The sequence below is a fragment of the Nocardioides sp. CFH 31398 genome (genome assembly GCF_022436705.1).
Lineage (GTDB): Bacteria > Actinomycetota > Actinomycetes > Propionibacteriales > Nocardioidaceae > Nocardioides.
Genome location: NZ_JAKUHT010000029.1, coordinates 37299 through 55092, shown reverse-complemented (window position 1 = coordinate 55092; position 17794 = coordinate 37299). Strand labels below are relative to the sequence as shown.

Genomic DNA, 17794 nt, shown 5'->3' with positions numbered 1-17794 from the left:
TCTGCGCAAGCCGCGAGTCATCCACAGCCGCAGACGGGCATCGCTCCTGCACAGGGCGGAGAGATCAGTGGGCTGAAGCGGATGGGTCCGGGCAGACCCGGCACATGAAGACCATCCCGCTCACGACCGACGGGCGCTTCCTCGGCCCTGCCTTCCCGCTGCCACTCGACCGACCCTTCACCCTCGACCAAGCGCGCGCCGAGGGCGTCAGGTCACCCGACCTGACCCGGCTGTGTGCGCTGGGCCTGCTCCGACGACCGGTGCGCCGGGTCTACCTGGCCGCGCAGGCGGGGGACTCGCCGCTGCTCCGGTCACAGGCACTCGCGCTGGTGCTGCCGCCGGACAGCTACATCGTCGATCGACACGCGGGATACCTCCACGGAGCGGACATGGTCCTCGCGCCGAACGAACACCTGCACCTCTCACCCGTCTCCGTCGCTCGGCTCAGCGACCGTGGGCGGGTCAAGGGCGATCTCGCGGCTGGTGGCGAGAGGGCACTCGCGCCGTACGACGTCACCGAGGTCATGGGCCTCCCCGTCACGACCCGGCTGCGGACTGCCCTCGACCTCGGTCGGGTGCGCAACCCGGACCGGGCGATCGCCGGTATGGACGCCATGGTCCGGCTCGGCGGCCTCTCGCCGGCCGAGATCCTGGCCAGCGTGCCGCGCTTCGCCGGGCAGCGGTGGGTGAGGACGCTGCGCGAGATCGCTCCGCTGGCGGACGGCCGGGCGGAGTCCCCACCCGAGTCTGTCCTGCGACTGCGCTGCCTGCAGGCAGGGATCGAGGGACTCGTGCCTCAGCTCGAGGTGCACGACGACGGACGGTTCCTGGCCCGGCTCGACCTCGGGGACGAGGTCCTGCGCTTCGCGGCCGAGTACGACGGCGTCGCATTCCACTCCTCCGAGCGGCAGGTGGCGAACGACCTGGACCGCCGTGCGGACCTGGAGAGCACCCAGGACTGGACGATCGTCGTCGTGCGCAACGAGAACCTGGTCGGTCCTCACCAGGACGCGGAGCTCCTGCTGCGCGCCGGAGTCCGTGAGGCGAGGCGGCGCGCGGGCCGCCGGATTCACTTCACCCGCTGACGGTCCGGGACGACTCGGTGTCGTGGGGGCGTGCGTTGGGGACGACTCGGCGTCCTGGGGGCGTGCGTTGGGGACGACTCGGTGTCGTGGGGGCGTGCGTTCGGGACGACTCGGCGTCGTGGGGGCGTGCGTTGGGGACGACTCGGTGTCGTGGGGGCGTGCGTTCGGGACGACTCGGCGTCGTGGGGCGGTGCGTTCGGGCCGACTCGGCGCGCGGGTAGGGTGCGGCGTCATGGACGTCGCGCTGCTGGTGTGCGCCGGGACCGCCCTCGTGGCGGGGCTCGGGGCCCTGCTGCTGGCGTCCCGGACGCGGCGGGCCGCGCGGCGGGACCTCGAGGCCGCGCGGGCCGAGGGTGCCGAGCTGCGGCGGCGTCTCGACGAGCTCGAGGCCGGCCGCGGGCGGGTGACCCCGACGGGGTCCGCGAGGCCGGCGGCACCGGCCGCCGTCACCCCGAGCGTGCCGCTCGGACTCCCGGACGACGGGGACCCCGACCATTCGGTCGGCGCGGCCGCCGTCGAGGGCCGCGCGCTGCCGGCGCCGGTGTTCACCGACATGGTGCTGCGCGAGTCCGTCATCCGGCTCGCCTCCCTCACCCACGGCGTACGACGCGCGCTCAACGCGGAGACCCGCAACCGGGTCCGCTTCGAGATGCGGCGCGAGGTGCGGCGCGCGCGCAAGCAGCGCCGCAGCGACATGAAGGCCGCGCTGCGCCGGATGCAGGCCGAGGAGCGGGAGGCCGCCTGATGCCCAGGACCCTGTGGTTCGTCGCGGGGGCCGGTGCGGGGGTCTACGCGATGGCCCGTGCGCGCCGGCTGGCCGAGTCCCTCACGGCCGACGGCCTGCGCGACCGCATCGGTGCCGTCGCGCTGGGCGCGCGGATCATGGCCGAGGAGGTCCGCGCCGGCGCCGTCGAGCGCGAGGTGGAGCTGCGTGAGCGCTACGGGGTGCCCGAGCCCGGGTACCGCGCGCTGGAGTCGGGCCCGGTGCCGGAGCCGACGTCGAGAGAGGACCAGGACTGATGGACACCGCGGAGATCCGCCGCCGGTTCACCTCCCACTTCGAGCGGGACACCACGGTGGGTCCGCACACGGTGGTCCCGTCGGCCTCGTTGCTGGCCGACGACCCGACGCTGCTGTTCGTCAACGCCGGCATGGTGCCCTTCAAGCCGTACTTCCTCGGCCAGCAGACGCCCCCGTTCGACCGGGCGACGACCGTGCAGAAGTGCATCCGCACGCCGGACATCGAGGAGGTCGGCAAGACCACCCGCCACGGCACGTTCTTCGAGATGTGCGGCAACTTCTCCTTCGGCGACTACTTCAAGTCCGGCGCCGCGCGGCTCGCCTGGGACCTCGTGACGAAGTCCGTCGCCGACGGCGGCTTCGGCTTCGACGAGGGCCGCCTCTACCCGTCGATCCTGGACGGCGACGAGGAGGCGCTGGCGGTGTGGCGCGACGAGGTCGGCGTGCCCGACCACCGCATCGTGCGCCTGGGCAACAAGGAGAACTACTGGTCGATGGGCGTGCCCGGCCCGGGCGGCCCCTGCTCGGAGATCCTGTACGACCGCGGCCCGGCGTACGGCCCCGACGCCGACTGGGCGTCGATGGGCACCGACATGGACCCCCGCCTCGAGGACCGCTACCTCGAGTTCTGGAATCTCGTCTTCATGCAGGACGAGCTGTCCGCCGTCCGCTCGAAGTCCGACTTCGACGTCGCCGGGTCGCTGCCGCAGCGCAACATCGACACCGGCATGGGCCTGGAGCGGGTGGCCTACCTGATGCAGGGCGTCGAGAACATGTACGAGATCGACGTCATGTTCCCCGTCATCGCCCGGGCGCAGGAGCTGACCGGCCGCCGGTACGGCGCCGACCACGGCGACGACGTCCGCTTCCGGGTGGTCGCCGACCACGTGCGCTCGTCGATGATGCTCATCAACGACGGCGTCACGCCGGGCAACGAGGGCCGCGGCTACGTGCTGCGGCGCCTGCTGCGACGCGCCGTCCGCTCGATGCGCCTGCTGGGCTACGAGGACCGCGCGCTGCCCGAGCTGATGCCCGTCAGCCGCGACAAGATGGGTGAGACGTACACCGAGCTGGTCACCGGCTGGGACCGCATCGCGCAGGTCGCGTACGCCGAGGAGGACGCGTTCCGCACCACGCTGCGCTCCGGCACGCAGATCTTCGACCTCGCGGCCGGGGAGGTCGCCTCCCGCGGCGAGACCGTGCTCCCGGGCGACCGGGCGTTCGCGCTGCACGACACCTACGGCTTCCCGATCGACCTCACCCTCGAGATGGCCGCCGAGCAGGGCCTGCGGGTCGACGAGGACGGCTTCCGCCGCCTCATGACCGAGCAGCGGGACCGTGCCCGGGCCGACGCCCGCGCCAAGAAGGGCGCCCACGCCGACACCGGCGTGTACCGCACCGTCCTCGACACCCACGGCCCCACCGAGTGGCTCGCCTACTCGACGCTCGAGACCGAGTCGCGGCCCGTCGCGCTCCTGCGCGGGGGCCACGAGGTCCCGGCGCTCTCCGAGGGCGAGGTCGGCGAGCTCGTGCTCGACCGCACGCCGTTCTACGCCGAGTCCGGCGGCCAGGTCGCCGACGCCGGCACCATCGTCAGCGGCGGCGCCCGCCTCGAGGTGGTCGACGTCCAGCGCCCCGTGCGTGGCCTCGTCGTCCACCAGGTCCGCGTCGTCGAGGGCGAGCTCGACCCCTCCGCGGGCGTGCTCGCCACCGTCGACCGCGAGTGGCGCACCGGCGCCCGCCAGGCGCACTCCGGGACCCACGTCGTCCACGCCGCGCTGCGCGAGGTGCTCGGCCCCACGGCGCTGCAGTCCGGCTCGTACAACCGGCCCGGCTACCTGCGCCTCGACTTCGGGTGGACGTCGTCCCTGAGCCCCGAGCAGGTCCGCGACATCGAGACCGTCTCCCAGCAGGCGCTGCGCGCCGACCTGCCCGTCGACTGGCGCTACATGACGCTCGCCGAGGCCCGCGAGGCGGGCGCGCTGGCCCTCTTCGGCGAGACGTACGACGACCAGCAGGTCCGGGTCGTCGACATCGGCGGCCCGTGGTCGCGCGAGCTGTGCGGCGGCACCCACGTCGACCACTCCTCGCAGATCGGCACCATCGTCGTCACCGGGGAGTCGTCCGTCGGCTCCGGCAACCGCCGCATCGAGGCCTTCACCGGCGTCGAGGGGTTCGCCTACCTGGCCCGCGAGCGCGACGTCGTCACCGAGCTGACCTCGATGCTGAAGGCCCGCCCCGACGACCTCGTGGGCCGCGTGTCCGAGATGGTCGAGCGCCTGCGGGGCGCCGAGAAGGAGCTCGAGAGGGTGCGTGCGGCGCAGGTGCTCGCCGCCGCCGGCTCGCTCGCCGACGGCGCCCGGCAGGTCGGCCCCGTCAAGGTCGTCGCGCACCGCGCCGACGGGCTCGGCGGCGGTGACGTGCGCCAGCTCGCGCTGGACGTGCGTGGTCGCCTGCCCGCGGACGAGCCCGGCGTCGTCGTGGTCCTCGGCGTCGACGGCGGCAAGGTCGCCTTCGTCGCTGCGACCAACGACGCCGCCCGCGCCCTCGGCGCGGACGCCGGCGCGCTCGTCCGCGCGGTCGGCGAGGTCGTCGGCGGCCGCGGTGGCGGCAAGCCGGACGTCGCGCAGGGCGGCGGCAGCGACGTCTCCCGCGCGGACGACGCCGTCGCGGTCGTGGCCCCCGAGGTGTCCCGGCAGGTCGGCGGGGTCTGAGGGTGCGATCCGGCACGCGCCTCGGCGTCGACCCCGGGAAGGCCAGGATCGGGGTCGCCCGCAGCGACCCCGCCGGTGTGCTCGCGGTCCCCGTCGAGACGGTCCGTCGCGGCAAGGACGACCTGCGCCGCCTCGCGGCCCTCGTGCGCGAGCACGAGGCCGTCGAGGTCGTCGTCGGGCTGCCCCGCTCGCTGAACGGGGGCGAGGGCCCCGCCGCCGCGGAGTCGCGACGGTTCGCGCGTCGCCTGGCGCGTCAGGTTGCCCCGGTCCCCGTCAGGCTGTGTGATGAACGCCTGACCACCGTGTCGGCAGAATCTATGCTGCGGGAGCAGGGTCGGCACGGCCGCGCCCGGCGCGACGTGGTCGACCAGGCCGCCGCGGTGCTGATCCTGCAGCACGCCCTGGACACCGAGCGCAGCACGGGGGCTGCGCCCGGCGAGGTCGTCTCGGGAGGCCGACCCACCACACCGTCACAGGACCAGCCGCAGACACACCCCGCGACGGGAGACACCCCGTCCGGAGGAGGAGAGGCATGAGCGAACCGGGGAATCCCCGCCCCCACGGCGTCGACGACGACGCCCTGGGACCCGATCCTCACGCCTCCGAGCCCGGCGGCCCGCCCCACGATGGCGGCGCGTACGACGACCAGCCGTACGACGGGCACCTGTTCGACGAGCACGGCGAGGTCACCTACGACGGTCCCGTCGAGCCGATCTACGACGAGCAGGGCGAGCCGGTCGTCGACGACCGGGGCGACCCGCTGGTGGCTACGGCCGGCGGCGAGGTGCTCGTCGCCACCCGCCGCCCCGGCAGCCGCCGCGCCAAGCGCAAGCGCACCTCCGGCGTCGGCTGCCTCGTGGCCGTCGTCGTCCTCGCCCTCGTGGTCGGCGGCCTCTACCTGGCCGTCTCGCGCGGCATCGGCGCCCTGGAGTCGCGCTTCGGCGACGGCCCGGACGACTACCCCGGCCCCGGGACGGGACGGGTGCAGTTCGAGGTCCAGCAGGGCGACAACGCCACCGACATCGCCCAGGGCCTCGTCGCCGAGGACGTCGTGGCGTCCGCCGAGGCCTTCACCGACGCGGCGTCCACCGACGACCGCTCGACCGGCATCCAGGTCGGCTTCTACGAGCTGCGCCGCGAGATGAGCGCGCAGGAGGCCCTCGAGGTCCTCGTGGACCCCGACAACCTCGTGAGCGGCAACGGCGTCACCGTCCCGGAGGGGCTGCGGGTCGAGGAGATCGTGGACGTCCTCAGCGACGGCACCGGCGTCCCCGTCCGCCGCTTCGAGCAGGCGCTGGAGAACCCCGACGCGCTGGGGCTGCCGTCGTTCGCCGGCGGCGAGGTCGAGGGCTACCTGTTCCCCGCGACGTACGACTTCGGCGAGGACCAGTCCCCGCGCAGCATGCTGCGGGCCATGGTCGCCCGGTGGCAGCAGTCCGCCGACGCGGCGAACCTCGTCGGCCGCGCGCAGGAGCTGGGCTACACGCCGGAGGAGGTCATGACCGTGGCCAGCCTCGTGGAGGCGGAGGCCAGCCGGCCCGAGGACCGCGCCCGCGTCGCTCGCGTCATCTACAACCGCCTGGAGGGCGACGAGACCGACGGGTTGCTGCAGCTCGACGCGACGGTCAACTACGCCTCCGGCGAGGACCTCGGTGCCCGCACCACCGAGGAGGACCGGCAGATCGACTCGCCGTACAACACCTACCGCTACCCGGGCCTGCCGCCGACGCCGATCGAGGCGCCCGGAGACGCCGCCATCGAGGCGGCGGCGAACCCCGCGGACGGCGACTGGTTCTACTACGTGACCGTCGACCTGGCGACCGGCGAGACGAAGTTCGCTGAGACGTTCGCCGAGCACGAGCAGAACGTCGCGGAGCTCAACGAGTACTGCACGACCTCGGACGCGTGCTGAGGGTCTGGTGCCCGCTGCCCTGATCCGCTGCGGCGTGGTGGGCGACCCCGTCGCGCACTCGCTGTCCCCGGTGCTGCACGCCGCGGCGTACGACGCCCTCGGGCTCGCGGGCCGCTACACCGCGCACCGGGTGCCGGCGGGTGGCCTCGCGGGGTTCGTCGACGAGCTCCTCGGCTCGGGCGAGGGGTGGCGGGGGCTGTCGGTGACGATGCCGCTCAAGCGGGAGGCCCACGCCCTCGCGGAGCGGCGCGGCAGCCTCGACGACGCCGCGGCGCGCGCCGGCGGCGTCAACACCCTCGTGCTCGACCCCGGGTCCGGCGGGGTCGTCGGACCGGTGCACGGGCACAACACCGACGTGCCGGGGGCGGTCGCGGCGCTGGCCGAGCGCGACGTCCTGCCCCGCCGGGTGGCGGTGCTGGGCGGGGGAGCGACGGCGGCGTCGCTCGCCCTCGCCGCCGCCGACCTGGGGGCCGAGGTGGTGCGGTTCTGCGTGCGCGAGCCCGGCCGCGCGGAGGAGGCGGCCGCGGCGGTGCGGGCGCACCCCGCAGCACCGAGGGTGGAGATCGACCTGCTCGAGCCGTCGACGGTGACCGGTGACCTCGTCGTGTCCACGGTGCCCGCCGCCGCGCAGTCCGAGGAGCTGGTCGCCGCCTGCGTCGTGGCGGCCGGGGCGTCCGGTGCGGTCTTCGAGGCCCTCTACGACCCCTGGCCGACCCCGCTGGCCCGCGCCGCCGAGGCCACCGGTGCCGTCCTCGTGAGCGGGTTCGACCTCCTCGTCCACCAGGCCGCGCTGCAGCTCGCCCTGTTCACGGGCCACGCGGCGCCGCTGGGCGCGATGCGCGACGCGGGCCTGGCCGCGCTGGCCACCCGGGCCTGACGTGGCCCCGCTCGCCGACGGCCCCGTGCTCGTCGTCGCCTGCGCGCTCCTCTGCGCCCTGGCCACGCTGCCGGTCGCGGCCGGCGTCGCCCGGCTGCCCGAGCCGACGGAGCCGCCCGCCCGCCGCGACGACGAGGCCCCCAGGCCGACGTACGCCGCGATCGGCGCGGCCCGCGGCCTCCGCGCCGGCGCCGCGGTGGTCGCCGGGATCCTCGGCGCCGCCCTGGCCGCCGCGACGGGCGCCACCTGGGCGCTGGTGCTGCTGCTCGTGCTCGTCCCGCCCGGCGTCGTCCTCGCGTACGTCGACCTGCGCACGCGGATGCTGCCCAACCGGCTCGTCTTCCCGACGTACGCCGTCGTCGTCCCCCTCGCGCTGCTGGGCCGCCCGGTCTCCGGCGACTGGGACGGCGTCGTCGGCTCCGCCCTCGGCTGGGCCGTCGGCGGCGGGTTCTTCCTCCTGCTGTGGCTGCTCTCGCCGGCCTCGCTGGGGTACGGCGACGTGCGGCTGGCCGGGCTGATCGGGATCGTGCTCGGCCACCTCGGCTGGGCCCCGCTCCTGCTCGGGCTGTGGTCCGGCCTGCTCCTGGGCGGCGTCGGCGGCCTGCTGCTGCGGCTGCTCGACCGCCGGCGCAGCCGCGCCTACCCCCTGGGGCCGTTCCTCCTGCTGGGCGTCGTGGTCGGCGTCCTGCTCGGCCCGGCAGCGGGGTCCTGGGCCGTCAGCGGCCCGTGACAGACTCGCCCCCATGCTGCGCTGGCTCACCGCGGGGGAGTCCCACGGCCCGTCCCTGGTCGCCATCCTCGAGGGACTGCCCTCCGGGGTCCCCGTCACCACCGCCGACGTCGCCTCGGCCCTGGCCCGCCGCCGGCTCGGCTACGGCCGCGGGGCCCGGATGAAGTTCGAGGCCGACGAGGTCACCCTGGTCGGCGGCGTCCGCCACGGGCTGACCCAGGGCGGACCCGTCGCCATCGGCGTCGGCAACACCGAGTGGCCGAAGTGGGAGCGCGTGATGTCGGCCGACCCGGTCGACGCCGAGGAGCTCGCCTCCCTGGCCCGCAACGCCCCGCTCACCCGGCCCCGGCCCGGCCACGCCGACCTGGTCGGCATGCAGAAGTACGACTTCGACGAGGCCCGGCCCGTCCTCGAGCGCGCCTCCGCCCGGGAGACCGCCGCCCGCGTCGCCCTCGGCACCGTGGCCGCCTCGTTCCTCGAGCACGCCCTCGGCGCCCACGTGGTCTCGCACGTCGTGGAGCTCGGCGGCGTCGCCGCGCCCGCGGGCGTGGTCCCGGTGCCCGACGACGTCGAGCGCCTGGACGCCGACCCGGTGCGCTGCCTGGACCCCGAGGCGTCCGCCGCGATGGTCGCCCGTGTCGACGAGGCCCACAAGGACGGCGACACCCTGGGCGGCGTCGTCGAGGTCGTCGTCCACGGGCTGCCGCCCGGTCTCGGCTCGCACGTGCACTGGGACCGCCGGCTCGACTCCCGCCTCGCGGGGGCGCTCATGGGGATCCAGGCCATCAAGGGCGTCGAGGTCGGCGACGGCTTCGCGCTCGCCGCGACCCCCGGCTCGCTGGCCCACGACGAGATCGTCCACGGCGACGAGGCCGGCTCGTTCTCGCGGGTGACCGGCCGTGCCGGCGGCACCGAGGGCGGCATGACCACCGGGGAGGCGCTGCGCGTCCGCGCGGCCATGAAGCCCATCGCGACCGTCCCGCGGGCCCTGCGCACCGTCGACGTCGCCACCGGCGAGGAGGCCGTGGCGCACCACCAGCGCTCGGACGTGTGCGCGGTGCCCGCCGCGGGCGTCGTGGCCGAGGCGATGGTCGCCCTCGTCGTCGCCGACGCCGCGCTGGAGAAGTTCGGCGGCGACTCCCTCGGGGAGACCCGCCGCAACGCGCGGACCTACCTCGAGGCGATCGCGGCGAAGTGGCAGCAGCCGTGAGCGGACCCCGCGTCGTGCTCATCGGCCCCATGGGCGCCGGCAAGAGCACCGTCGGCCCGCTGCTCGCCGAGGCCTGGGGCGTCGGGTTCCGCGACACCGACGCCGACGTCGAGACCACGGCGGGCCGCAGCGTCGCCGACGTGTTCGTCGAGGAGGGCGAGGCCCGGTTCCGGGCCCTCGAGCGGGAGGCCGTGGCGACGGCGCTCGCCGAGCACGACGGCGTCCTCGCCCTCGGCGGCGGCGCCGTCATGGACTCCGAGACCCGCGAGCGGCTGGCCGGCCACACCGTCGTCTTCCTCCGCGTCGGACTGACGCAGGCCGTGTCGAGGGTCGGCCTGGGCTCCGCCCGGCCGCTGCTGCTCGGCAACGTCCGCGGACGCCTCAAGGCGATCCTCGACGAGCGCGCGCCCGTCTACACCGCGGTGGCGAGCGTCGTCGTCGACACCGACGACCTCGACTCCGCCGCCGTGGCCGAGGCCGTCCGCGACGCCGTCGAGGTACGGGCGTGACCCAGGCTCCCGGGGCCGGGGCCGGGTCCGGGGCCGGGGTGGAGGCGGTGCGCGTCGCGACCGCCGCGCCGTACGACGTCCTCGTGGGCCGCGGGCTGCTCGCCGAGGTCCCGCGCCTGCTCGCCGACCTGCTGCCCGGTGTACGGCGGGTGGCCCTGGTCCATCCCGAGCCGCTGGCCGACCGTGCCGCGGCGCTCAGCGACGCCGTGACCGACGCCCTGGACGACGTGACGGTGCTGCCGCTGGCCGTCCCCGACGGGGAGGTCGCCAAGACCGTCGCCACCGCCGAGCGCTGCTGGGAGCGGCTCGGGGAGGCCGGCTTCACCCGCAGCGACGCCGTCCTCACCCTCGGCGGGGGAGCGACGACCGACCTCGGGGGCTTCGTCGCCGCCTGCTGGCTGCGCGGGGTCGCCGTCGTCCACGTGCCCACCACCCTGCTCGCGATGGTCGACGCGGCCGTCGGCGGCAAGACCGGCGTGAACACCGGCGCCGGCAAGAACCTCGTCGGCGCCTTCCACGAGCCCGCCGCCGTCGTGTGCGACCTCGACCTGCTCACGACGCTGCCCCGACCCGAGCTGGTCGCCGGCATGGCCGAGGTCGTCAAGTGCGGCTTCGTGGCCGACCCCGGCATCCTCGAGATCGCCGAGGCCGACCCCGGTGCGGCGCTGGACCCGTCCGGCGACGTGCTGGCGGAGCTCGTCCTGCGCGCGGTGCGGGTCAAGGCCCACGTGGTCGCCGGCGACCTCAGGGAGACCGGCGGCGCCGGCGGGCACCCCGGGCGCGAGGCCCTCAACTACGGCCACACCCTCGCCCACGCGGTCGAGCGGACCTCCGACTACACGGTCCGTCACGGCGAGGCCGTCGCGATCGGCTCGGTGTTCGTCGCCGAGGTCGCCCGCCGCAGCGGGCTGCTCGCCGACGACGTCGCCGACCGCCACGCGGCCGTGCTCGCCGGGCTGGGCCTGCCGACCACGTACGACGCGGCGTCGTTCGACGACCTGCTCGCCGTCATGCGCGTCGACAAGAAGGCGCGCGGCGCGAGCCTGCGCCTGGTGGTGCTGGACGACGTCGGCTCGCCCCGCATCCTCACCGACCCCGACCCGGCCGTGCTGGCCGAGGCGTACGCCGCGCTGGGAGGACCCCGATGAAGGTGCTCGTGCTGAACGGACCCAACCTCGGGCGCCTGGGCCGTCGCCAGCCCGAGATCTACGGCTCGACCACCCACGACGAGCTCGCCGCACGCTGCGTCGCCTGGGGCCGCGAGCGGGGCCAGGAGGTCGAGGTGCGCCAGACCAACCACGAGGGCCAGATGATCGACTGGCTCAACGCCGCCGCGGACGACGCCGTGCCCGTCGTCCTCAACGCCGCGGCCTGGACGCACTACTCCTACGCCCTTTACGACGCCTGCGCCCAGCTCGAGGCCCCGCTGGTCGAGGTGCACATCTCCGAACCGAAGCAGCGCCCGGAGGAGTTCCGGCACACCTCGCTCGTCACGCCGCACGCCGCCACCGTCATCGCCGGCCGCGGCGTCGACGGCTACCGCGACGCGCTCGCCTTCCTCGCGGGCTGACGCGGCGCCCGCCCGCCGCTACCGTCGTGGGACCCGCGGGGCCCCGCGGGCAGAGGCTGCGACCGATCGGGAGACGCGCGTGGGCGACGAGCAGAAGGCCGAGAACACGAAGGACAAGCTGGCCGGCAAGGCGAAGGAGGCCGTCGGCAGGGCGACCGGTGACGACGCCCTGGAGCGCCAGGGCCGGAACGACCAGTCGAAGGCGAACCTCAAGGACGCCGGCGAGAAGGTCAAGGACGCCTTCAAGCGCTGAGCCCGGGTCGGTCGCCATGCCCCGCCGCTCCTAGACTGCTGGGCATGGCGACGACGAACGACCTCAAGAACGGCATGGTCCTGCGGCTCGACGGTCAGCTCTGGCAGGTCATGTGGTTCCAGCACCACAAGCCCGGCAAGGGCGGCGCGGTGGTGCGGTCCAAGATCCGCAACATCGAGTCCGGCAAGACGGTGGACCGCACCTTCAACGCGGACGTCAAGGTCGAGGTCGCGAACGTCGACAAGCGCACCATGCAGTACCTCTACAACGACGGCACGTCGTACGTCTTCATGGACACCGGCACCTACGAGCAGCTCGAGGTGTCGCCGGAGATCGTCGGCGACGCGAAGAACTTCCTGCTCGAGAACGGCGAGGCCATCGTCGCCACGAACGACGGTCGCGTGCTCTACATCGAGCTGCCCGCTTCCGTCGAGCTCGAGATCACCTACACCGAGCCCGGCCTGCAGGGTGACCGGTCCACCGGCGGCACCAAGCCCGCCACGCTGGAGACCGGCCACTCCATCAACGTGCCGCTCTTCATCTCCGCGGGTGAGCGCGTCAAGGTCGACACCCGCGACTCCTCCTACCTCGGACGGGTGAGCTCCTAGCCGATGGCGACCCGGACCACCGCGCGCTCCAAGGCGCGCAAGCGGGCCCTCGACGTGCTCTACGCCGCGGAGCTGCGCGGCGAGCCTCCCCTGGTGACCCTGGAGGCCTTCGTCACCGACGGCAACGCGCCGACGAACCCGTACAGCGAGACCCTCGTGCGGGGCGTCGTCGAGCAGCGCGACCGGATCGACGAGCTGCTGACCCGTCACAGCCGCGGCTGGACGCTGGCCCGCATGCCCGCCGTGGACCGCAACGTGCTGCGCCTCGCGGTGTACGAGCTCCTCGCCGTGGACGACGTCCCGAGCCCGGTCGCCCTGTCGGAGGCGGTCGCGCTGGTGCGCGACCTCTCCACCGACGAGTCGCCGCCCTTCGTCAACGGGGTCCTCGCCTCCGTCGCCGACGAGCTGGAGGCGGTCGGGGACACCGGGACCGACGCGACGCCGGGGCCGGACCTCCCGGATGTCGACGAGGACGGGCCGTCGGAGGACTAACGTTCGGGCCCAGCGGGCAGACGGTGCGTGAGGCCGCGAGACGAGGGGGACCAGCATGTCGCAGGAGCAGGGCGGGAGCGAGCAGGGTGAGGGTCGGCACGACCCCGCCCACGAGCCCGACACCAGCGAGCGGCTGTACACGACCGAGGAGCTCGCCGACTACGGCGCCCGGCTCGAGGCGGAGCCGACGCCGTCCGGCCGGCCGGTGACGGGCGACCCCCTCACCGACCCGATGGTCGGGGGCTCCCCGAGCCCCGGTCGACCCGCGGAGGAGGCGCGCCCGGGTCCGGTGCCCGACCCGAACGCCCCCGGCCCCGCCCGCCCGGTCGAGGGCGGCGGCGCGGAGCAGACCCGCATCGCCGCCGCACCCTCGGCCCAGCAGGCCCCGCCCGCGTGGCCGCAGCAGCCGCAGCAGCAGCAGCAGACATCACCGGGCTGGAGCCCGGGTCCCGCCTCGCCGCAGGGATGGGGCCAGCCGGCCCAGCAACAGGCCCAGCAACAGGCCCAGCAGCCGGCCCAGCAGCCGGCCCAGCAGCCGGGACGTCGGCAGGGCCCGCCGCCCGGCTGGCAGCAGCAGCCCGGCCCCCTGCCGGAGGCGCCAGGCCCCCAGCAGGGTCCGGAGGGTGAGCCGCGTCGCTTCATGACGGCCACCGACTTCCTCGACCGGCGCGCGGACGTCGTGGAGTACGGCCCCGCCACGTGGGGCTGGCGCGGCCGGGTGCGTCGCTGGTCGGGCGGCCTGGTCTCGCCCCAGATGGGTCCGGCGGAGATGGTCCACGAGGACTACCGCCGGGTCATCCAGAAGGACTTCGACGGCCCGCGCACCATCGCCTTCCTGAACCCGAAGGGCGGCGCGGCCAAGACGACGGGGGTGCTGGCCGCCGGCTACACGTTCGGCACCGTCCGCGGCGGCACGGTGGTCGCGTGGGACAACAACGAGACCCGCGGCACGCTGGGGATCCGCGCGATGCGCAGCACGCACCGCAACACCACCCGCGAGCTGCTGGAGGACCTCGAGAAGTTCAGCGACGTCTACCAGTCGCGCATCGGTGACCTCGGGGCGTTCGTGCGGGCGCAGGGCGACGCGCACTTCGACGTCCTCGCCTCCGACGAGCGGCCGGACGTGACGGGCACGATCCGTGCGAAGGACTTCACCGCCGTCCACCAGCTGCTCGAACGGTTCTACCGGGTCATCCTCGTCGACACCGGCAACAACATGCGCGCCGAGAACTGGCTCGCCGCCGCCGAGGCCGCCGACCTGCTCGTCGTGACCAGCACGGTCCGTGAGGACACCGGCTACAGCGGCCTGTGGATGCTCGACGCCCTGCAGGACGCCGGCTACCAGGACCTCAAGCACCGCACGATCACGGTGCTGTCCGACCCCAGCCCCAGCGTCGACGCCACGCTGGCCCACGACCTCATGCAGGTCTACGAGCAGCGCACCCGCGAGGTCTACCGGGTGCCCTACGACCCGTCGCTGGTCTCCGGCTCGGAGATCCCCTACGCCCAGCTGTCGCGGAGCACCCGCGACTCCTGGCTCCGCGCCTGCGCGGGCATGGCCTCGGCCCTGTGACCGCGAGCCGCCTGACCCGTCCGGTGGTCGAGGCGGTGTCCTGAGCCTGTCGACGGGAGCCAGGTCGGCCACGGCCTGGCCAGGGACCCCTCGGGACGGCAGGCCTCACAGGGTGCTGCGGACCTCCCACAGGAGCGGGTAGTAGCGGAGGTCGAGGCGGCCGCGCAGGTAGGCCGCGCCGCTGGAGCCGCCCGTGCCGGACTTGGCGCCGATCATCCGCTCGACCATCACGACGTGGCGGGCGCGCCAGCCGGCCGCGAGCTCGTCGTGCTGGAGCAGGGCCTCCGACAGCGCCCAGGCGGCGCCGTACCGGTTGCGGTCGTGCGCCAGGGAGCGGATCGAGGACAGCACCGCTTCGTCGTCGTCGGTGGGCAGGTCGGCGGCGCGCAGGACGTCCAGGAACGCGTCCCACAGCGTCGGCTCCGACAGCCGCCGCTCGAGCCGCGACTCCTCCTCGGCGGTGAGCCCGCGGAAGCGGCGCAGGTAGCCCGGGTCCTGCGCGCCCGAGAGGAACTCCAGCTCGCGGAACTGCACGGACTGGAACCCGCTCGCCGGGGCCAGGCGCTGGCGGAAGGTCGCGAAGTCCTGCGGCGTCATCGTCTCGAGGACGTCGACCTGCTCGACCAGCACGCGCTCGATGACGTGCACCCGCCCGAGCAGGTGCTGGGCGCGCCACAGCTCGCCGGACGTCATCGCGGCCCGGACCGCCTCCAGCTCGTGCAGCAGCTGCTGGAACCACAGCTCGTAGACCTGGTGGATCGTGATGAACAGCAGCTCGTCGTGCGCCGGCGGGTCCGACTCGAGGTGCTGGGCGTCGAGCAGGTCGGGCAGGCGCAGGTAGCTGCCGTAGGTCAGCTGCGCCCCCTGCTCGCCGAACGAGACGAACGAATCGGTGCCGGGGTCCACGGGCACCACCCAACCAGAACCGGCATGCTGGCGACCATGAGCGAGGAGACCCGATGAGCAGCCCCCAGGACGGCGCCGACGACGGCGCAGCGACGCAGGTGGACCTCGTGGTCCTGGGCGCGGGCCCGGGCGGCGAGTCGCTCGCCTCCGGGGCCGCCGCGACCGGTCTCGAGGTCGTCGTGGTCGACCGTCACCTCGTCGGCGGCGAGTGCCCCTACTACGGCTGCATCCCCTCCAAGATGATGCTGCGCGCGGCCGACGCCCTCGCCGAGGCCGGCCGGGTGTCGGAGCTCGCGGGCGAGGTGAGCGTCAGCCCGTCCTGGGCGCCCGTGCACGCCCGCGTCCGCGACGAGGCGACAGCCGACTGGGACGACACCGTCGCCGTCGACCGCCTCACCGACGCCGGCGCGACCGTGTACCACGGCATCGGGCGCCTGACCGGCACCGGGACGGTCGCGGTCGAGCTCCCCGACGGCTCCGCCGGCCCGACGTTCGAGGCGCGCCGTGGCGTCGTGCTCAACGTCGGCACCCGCCCCGCCGCGCCGCCCGTGGAGGGCCTCGCGGACACGCCGTACTGGACCAACCGGGACGCAGTCCGCGCCGACCACGTGCCCGGCAGCCTGGTCGTCCTCGGTGGTGGCCCGATCGGGTGCGAGCTCGCCCAGACCTTCGCCCGCTTCGGCAGCCGGGTCACGGTCGTGCAGCACGGCGACCGCCTGCTCGCCGGCGACGAGCCCGAGGCCGGCCGGCTGCTGGAGGAGGTCTTCGTCGCCGAGGGCATCCGCGTGATGACCGGCGCCGAGGTGACGCGGGCGTCCTACGCCGACGGCACCTTCACCCTGTCCCTGGACGACGGCGAGGAGCTCGTCGCCGACCAGCTGCTCGTCGCCGCCGGGCGCACCCCCAACCTCGACGACCTGGGCCTCGAGACCATCGGCCTCGACCCGTCCGCGCGCACCCTGGAGACGGACGAGCGGATGCGGGCCGGGGAGCGGCTGTGGGCCATCGGCGACATCACCGGCAAGGGTGCGTACACGCACGTGTCGATGTACCAGGCCGCGGTCGCCCTGGCCGACGTCACCGGCGCGGAGCACCACCCGGCCGAGTACCACGCCGTGCCGCACGCGACCTTCACCGACCCCGAGGTCGGCGGCGTCGGGATGACCGAGCAGGCCGCCCGTGACGCCGGGCTCACCGTCCGGGTCGGGGTGACGCCGCTGGAGGCGTCGTCCCGCGGGTTCACCCACGGCCCGGGGGCCAGGGGAGTGATCAAGGTCGTCGAGGACGCCGACGCCGGGGTCCTCGTCGGGGCCACGGCCGCCGGGCCGTCCGGCGGGGAGATCCTGGGCCTGCTGGCGCTCGCCGTCCACGCCCGGGTCCCGACCGCGACGCTGCGCTCGATGATCTACGCCTACCCGACCTTCCACCGGGCCGTCGAGTCCGCCCTCGACGAGCTCGGGTGAGGCGCCCGTGACCGCCGCCGCCGACGCCCGGGCCACGGCCCGGCAGGCGCGGAACTCCGACTGGGTCGACCGCGCCGCCCGCCTCGGGCTCGTGCTGTACGGCGTCGTCCACCTCGTGATCGCCGCCCTCGCGGTGCAGCTCGCCCTCGGTGACCGCTCCGAGGCGCCCAGCGGCTCGGGCGCCATGGAGGCGGTGGCCGAGCAGCTCTTCGGCCGCGCGGCGCTGTGGCTCATCGCGTTCGGGATGCTGCTGCTGGTCGTGTGGAGCGCCATCGAGCTCGTCGCCGGCCACCGCGGCGAGGACGGCGCCGAGCTGTGGCGGCACCGGGCGACGGACGTGGGCAAGGCGTCCGGCTGGGTCGTCCTCGGCATCACCGCGGCGACCACGGCGACGGGGCCGCTGCGCAGCAACGGCGGCGGGGGCGGCGAGGAGGCCCTCACCGCCCGGATCATGAACCTGCCCGGCGGTCAGCTCCTGGTCGGCCTGGTCGCGCTGGTGATCCTGGCGGTCGCGGCGGACCACGTGCGCAAGGGCGTCTCCGGCAAGCACGCCGAGAAGCTGGCGACCGAGGGACGCACCGGGGACGCCGGCCGCGCGTACCTGCTGGTCGGCAAGGTCGGCTACATCGGCAAGGGCATCGCGATCGGCCTGGTCGGGGTCCTGTTCGCGGTCGCCGCCGCGACCCACGAGTCCGGGCAGTCGGGCGGCCTGGACGACGGCCTGGCCAGCCTCCTGGACCTGCCGTACGGCCCGTGGCTGCTCCTCGCGGTGGCGCTCGGCATCGGGTGCTTCGGCCTGTTCTGCTTCGCGCGGGCCCGGCACCTCTCGCGGTAGGGGTAGGGTCACCCGCGCACAGACGTCCTTTAAGTCA

At 74.7% G+C, this 17794-nt stretch carries 19 protein-coding genes; 18 read left to right on the top strand and 1 reads right to left on the bottom strand.

Annotation, left to right across the window (positions count from 1 at the left end; all coding sequences use genetic code 11):
• Positions 1-104 precede the first annotated feature (104 nt).
• The 16 genes from MJ876_RS18955 to MJ876_RS18880 all read left to right on the top strand — a co-directional run bounded on the left by MJ876_RS18955 (position 105) and on the right by MJ876_RS18880 (position 14553).
• Entirely contained in the window at positions 105-1085 is a 981-nt protein-coding gene (locus tag MJ876_RS18955; RefSeq protein WP_240236678.1) for a hypothetical protein, read from the top strand.
• A gap of 232 nt (positions 1086-1317) precedes the next feature.
• Positions 1318-1830, top strand: a complete 513-nt coding sequence (locus tag MJ876_RS18950; RefSeq protein WP_240236679.1) for a hypothetical protein — start codon at positions 1318-1320, stop codon at positions 1828-1830.
• Positions 1830-2105: a DUF6167 family protein gene (locus MJ876_RS18945; RefSeq protein WP_240236680.1), complete on the top strand. Its 276-nt coding sequence runs from the start codon at positions 1830-1832 to the stop codon at positions 2103-2105. The genes MJ876_RS18950 and MJ876_RS18945 overlap by 1 nt, the downstream gene beginning before the upstream one ends.
• Entirely contained in the window at positions 2105-4819 is a 2715-nt protein-coding gene (gene alaS, locus MJ876_RS18940) for an alanine--tRNA ligase (RefSeq protein ID WP_240236681.1), read from the top strand. The genes MJ876_RS18945 and alaS overlap by 1 nt, the downstream gene beginning before the upstream one ends.
• Before the next feature lie 2 nt (positions 4820-4821).
• A complete protein-coding gene (ruvX, locus tag MJ876_RS18935; protein WP_240236682.1) occupies positions 4822-5355 on the top strand; it encodes a Holliday junction resolvase RuvX in 534 nt (177 codons plus the stop codon).
• Positions 5352-6731 (top strand): endolytic transglycosylase MltG, encoded by a 1380-nt coding sequence (gene mltG / locus MJ876_RS18930; RefSeq protein WP_240236683.1) that lies wholly within the window; start codon positions 5352-5354, stop codon positions 6729-6731. Before ruvX ends, mltG begins: the two co-directional genes overlap by 4 nt.
• Positions 6732-6738: 7 nt before the next feature.
• On the top strand, positions 6739-7608 hold the full coding sequence (locus MJ876_RS18925) for a shikimate dehydrogenase (RefSeq protein ID WP_240236684.1): 870 nt from the start codon (positions 6739-6741) through the stop codon (positions 7606-7608).
• A gap of 1 nt (position 7609) precedes the next feature.
• The gene (locus MJ876_RS22380; protein ID WP_240236685.1) at positions 7610-8338 is read left to right on the top strand and encodes an A24 family peptidase; all 729 of its coding nucleotides are present in this window, start codon (positions 7610-7612) and stop codon (positions 8336-8338) included.
• A gap of 13 nt (positions 8339-8351) precedes the next feature.
• Positions 8352-9548 carry a chorismate synthase gene (gene aroC, locus MJ876_RS18915; RefSeq protein WP_240236686.1) on the top strand — a complete coding sequence of 399 codons (1197 nt, stop codon included), beginning with the start codon at positions 8352-8354 and terminating at the stop codon, positions 9546-9548.
• Complete coding sequence (locus tag MJ876_RS18910) at positions 9545-10057, top strand: shikimate kinase (RefSeq protein ID WP_374202472.1); 513 nt, start codon at positions 9545-9547, stop codon at positions 10055-10057. The genes aroC and MJ876_RS18910 overlap by 4 nt, the downstream gene beginning before the upstream one ends.
• Positions 10054-11205, top strand: coding sequence for a 3-dehydroquinate synthase (aroB, locus tag MJ876_RS18905; RefSeq protein WP_240236687.1), 1152 nt, complete (start codon positions 10054-10056; stop codon positions 11203-11205). Before MJ876_RS18910 ends, aroB begins: the two co-directional genes overlap by 4 nt.
• Complete coding sequence (locus tag MJ876_RS18900; RefSeq protein ID WP_240236688.1) at positions 11202-11627, top strand: type II 3-dehydroquinate dehydratase; 426 nt, start codon at positions 11202-11204, stop codon at positions 11625-11627. Before aroB ends, MJ876_RS18900 begins: the two co-directional genes overlap by 4 nt.
• Before the next feature lie 79 nt (positions 11628-11706).
• Entirely contained in the window at positions 11707-11880 is a 174-nt protein-coding gene (locus MJ876_RS18895; RefSeq protein ID WP_240236689.1) for a CsbD family protein, read from the top strand.
• A gap of 44 nt (positions 11881-11924) precedes the next feature.
• Entirely contained in the window at positions 11925-12488 is a 564-nt protein-coding gene (gene efp / locus MJ876_RS18890; RefSeq protein ID WP_240236690.1) for an elongation factor P, read from the top strand.
• Positions 12489-12491: 3 nt separating this feature from the next.
• Positions 12492-12980, top strand: coding sequence for a transcription antitermination factor NusB (gene nusB / locus MJ876_RS18885; protein WP_240236691.1), 489 nt, complete (start codon positions 12492-12494; stop codon positions 12978-12980).
• A gap of 55 nt (positions 12981-13035) precedes the next feature.
• Positions 13036-14553 (top strand): hypothetical protein, encoded by a 1518-nt coding sequence (locus MJ876_RS18880; RefSeq protein WP_240236692.1) that lies wholly within the window; start codon positions 13036-13038, stop codon positions 14551-14553.
• Between the two features lie 105 nt (positions 14554-14658).
• Here MJ876_RS18880 and MJ876_RS18875 read toward each other — a convergent pair whose 3' ends face one another.
• Positions 14659-15459, bottom strand: a complete 801-nt coding sequence (locus MJ876_RS18875) for a tryptophan 2,3-dioxygenase (RefSeq protein WP_240236693.1) — start codon at positions 15457-15459, stop codon at positions 14659-14661.
• A 53-nt stretch (positions 15460-15512) separates the two neighbouring features.
• Here MJ876_RS18875 and MJ876_RS18870 point away from each other — a divergent pair, with 53 nt between their 5' ends.
• Together MJ876_RS18870 and MJ876_RS18865 are read left to right on the top strand one after the other, a co-directional pair.
• Positions 15513-16922, top strand: coding sequence for an NAD(P)/FAD-dependent oxidoreductase (locus MJ876_RS18870; RefSeq protein ID WP_240236694.1), 1410 nt, complete (start codon positions 15513-15515; stop codon positions 16920-16922).
• 7 nt (positions 16923-16929) lie between these two features.
• Positions 16930-17757 (top strand): DUF1206 domain-containing protein, encoded by an 828-nt coding sequence (locus tag MJ876_RS18865; RefSeq protein ID WP_240236695.1) that lies wholly within the window; start codon positions 16930-16932, stop codon positions 17755-17757.
• Positions 17758-17794: the final 37 nt, after the last annotated feature.

Bases quoted from the DNA above. Each gene is read 5' to 3' on its own strand.
- MJ876_RS18955 (WP_240236678.1), top strand. From the start codon at position 105: ATGAAGACCATCCCGCTCACGACCGACGGGCGCTTCCTCGGCCCTGCC.
- MJ876_RS18950 (WP_240236679.1), top strand. From the start codon at position 1,318: ATGGACGTCGCGCTGCTGGTGTGCGCCGGGACCGCCCTCGTGGCGGGG.
- MJ876_RS18945 (WP_240236680.1), top strand. From the start codon at position 1,830: ATGCCCAGGACCCTGTGGTTCGTCGCGGGGGCCGGTGCGGGGGTCTAC.
- alaS (WP_240236681.1), top strand. From the start codon at position 2,105: ATGGACACCGCGGAGATCCGCCGCCGGTTCACCTCCCACTTCGAGCGG.
- mltG (WP_240236683.1), top strand. From the start codon at position 5,352: ATGAGCGAACCGGGGAATCCCCGCCCCCACGGCGTCGACGACGACGCC.
- aroC (WP_240236686.1), top strand. From the start codon at position 8,352: ATGCTGCGCTGGCTCACCGCGGGGGAGTCCCACGGCCCGTCCCTGGTC.
- MJ876_RS18900 (WP_240236688.1), top strand. From the start codon at position 11,202: ATGAAGGTGCTCGTGCTGAACGGACCCAACCTCGGGCGCCTGGGCCGT.
- efp (WP_240236690.1), top strand. From the start codon at position 11,925: ATGGCGACGACGAACGACCTCAAGAACGGCATGGTCCTGCGGCTCGAC.
- nusB (WP_240236691.1), top strand. From the start codon at position 12,492: ATGGCGACCCGGACCACCGCGCGCTCCAAGGCGCGCAAGCGGGCCCTC.
- MJ876_RS18880 (WP_240236692.1), top strand. From the start codon at position 13,036: ATGTCGCAGGAGCAGGGCGGGAGCGAGCAGGGTGAGGGTCGGCACGAC.
- MJ876_RS18870 (WP_240236694.1), top strand. From the start codon at position 15,513: ATGAGCAGCCCCCAGGACGGCGCCGACGACGGCGCAGCGACGCAGGTG.